Annotated in this window: 1 protein-coding gene; it reads left to right on the top strand. The window is 58.1% G+C overall.

The features are described 5' to 3' along the window. Positions 1-13: 13 nt before the first annotated feature. Positions 14-2,284: SusC/RagA family TonB-linked outer membrane protein (locus Q1Y33_RS04900; RefSeq protein ID WP_300798632.1), on the top strand; the 2,271-nt coding region annotated here is incomplete at its 3' end.

Genomic DNA, 2,284 nt, shown 5'->3' with positions numbered 1-2,284 from the left:
TCTGTTGCTCCAGATCCGAGGAGCGCAGGCACAGACCGCCCGTTTTACGATCCATATGGAGAATGTTCCTATGGAACAGGTGGTCAATGAAATAGAGAAGCAATCGCGCTATCTGTTTCTATTCAATAAGGACATCGACAGTCGGCGTATTATCGTATCGGTTCACGCCGAAAATCAAACCATTACACAAATTCTTCCCGTGCTTTTCAAAGATACGGAACTTGATTACACGATCGAAGGCATGTCGATTCTTGTAACCAAAAAGGCGGAGGCTTCGGAGAAACCGGTACAAGTCCGGGGAAAAGTGCTCGACCAGCAAGGACAGCCGATCGTGGGGGCTTCTGTCATCGTTCAGGGAACGACCGTGGGTGTCTCTACCGATGCTCAAGGTCGTTTCGAACTGGAAGTCCCGGCTCCGGCCGCTTCACGGGTGCTTGAGATCAGCTACCTGGGTTATGAGACGGCGCATGTGGCAGTCGGTTCGCGTACTCGCTTCGATGTGACGCTGCGCGAGGCGGCTTCGGAGATCGAGCAGGTCGTGGTTACGGCCCTGGGCATCCGACGTCAGGAGAAGGCCCTCTCGTACAACGTCCAGCAGGTCGCCCCGTCGGACATCACGATGGTCAAGGATGCCAACTTCATGAACGCGCTGACGGGTAAAGTTGCAGGCGTGACGATCAACGCCTCGTCGTCGGGAGTCGGCGGCGCCTCGAAAGTTGTCATGCGCGGTACGAAATCGATCCTGCAATCCTCGAATGCGCTGTACGTCATCGACGGCATTCCGATGAACAACGTCGGCGGCGGGGGCGGTACGGAGTTCGACTCGCGCGGTGCCACGGAGGCCATTGCCGACCTGAACCCCGAGGACATCGAGTCGATCTCGGTGCTGACGGGCGCTTCGGCTGCCGCCCTCTACGGATCGAGCGCGGCGAACGGCGCCATCATGATCACGACGAAGAAGGGACAGGCCGGACAGTTCAAGGTGACCTATTCGAGCCAGACAGAGTTCCTCGCGCCCTTCGTGATGCCGGAGTTCCAGAACCGCTACGGCACGGGCAGCTACGGATCGGTGTCGGGATCGCCGGTCTACAGTTGGGGCCCGAAGCTCACCGAAGCAGCCCGTACGGGGTATACGCCGGACGAATTCTTCGAGACGGGCCATGTCTATACGAATGCCGTGACGCTTTCGGGTGGTACGGAGAAGAACCAGACCTACTTTTCGGCTGCGGCGGTCAATTCCGATGGCATTATTCCGAACAACTACTACGACCGCTACAACTTTACGTTCCGCAACTCGACGCAATTTCTTCAGGACCGGCTGCATCTGGATGTCAGCGCCAGCTATATCGTGCAGAAGGACCGCAACATGATCAACCAGGGTGTCTATTCGAACCCGATTGTATCGGCTTATCTTTTCCCGCGCGGGGATGATTTCGAGGCGGTGAAGATTTTCGAGCGTTGGGATCCGGCGCGCAAGATCAGCGTGCAGTACTGGCCGCAGGGTGAAGGCGGTGACTTGCGCATGCAGAATCCCTACTGGATTGCCTACCGTAACCCGCGTGATACAGACAAGAAACGTTACATGGCTTCGGCCTCACTGTCGTATGATATCTTGCCGTGGTTGAATGTCAGCGGCCGCGCCCGAATCGACAACACCAATTCGGTCTATACGCAGAAGCTCTACGCCTCGTCGAACACCACGATCACCGAGGGCAGTTCGCAGGGCCACTATACTGAGATCACGAATGCCGACGAGCAGATCTACGCCGACGTAATGGCGAATGTAAACAAGACCTTCGGCGAGGAGTGGTCGCTGGTAGCGAACGTCGGTGCCTCGATCAACGACGTGCGCAGCCGTGAGTTGTCCTACCGGGGCCCGATCCGCGATTCGGGTGTTCCGAACCTCTTCACGGTCTTCGACCTCGACCGTGAGAAGTCCCGCGCCCAGAAGTGGGGCTGGCAGGAGCAGACGCAGTCGCTCTTCTGCTCGATTGAGGTCGGTTGGCGGTCGATGCTCTACCTGACCGTTACGGGCCGCAACGACTGGGCCTCGCAGTTGGCCGGGTCGCCGCAGAAGTCCTTCTTCTACCCCTCGGTAGGCCTTTCATGGATCCCTTCGGCGACCTTCGACCTGCCGGATGCATTCACCTATCTGAAACTCCGGGCGTCGTTCTCGTCGGTCGGCATTCCTTTCCCGCGCTTCCTGACGACCCCGACCTACGCCTACGATGAAACGACGCAGCAGTGGCTGCCAACGACCTTCCGCGAGATCGGCCAGCTCTAT

This window comes from uncultured Alistipes sp., from assembly GCF_949296715.1.
GTDB lineage: Bacteria > Bacteroidota > Bacteroidia > Bacteroidales > Rikenellaceae > Alistipes.
This window is presented reverse-complemented; position numbering and strand designations above follow the sequence as displayed.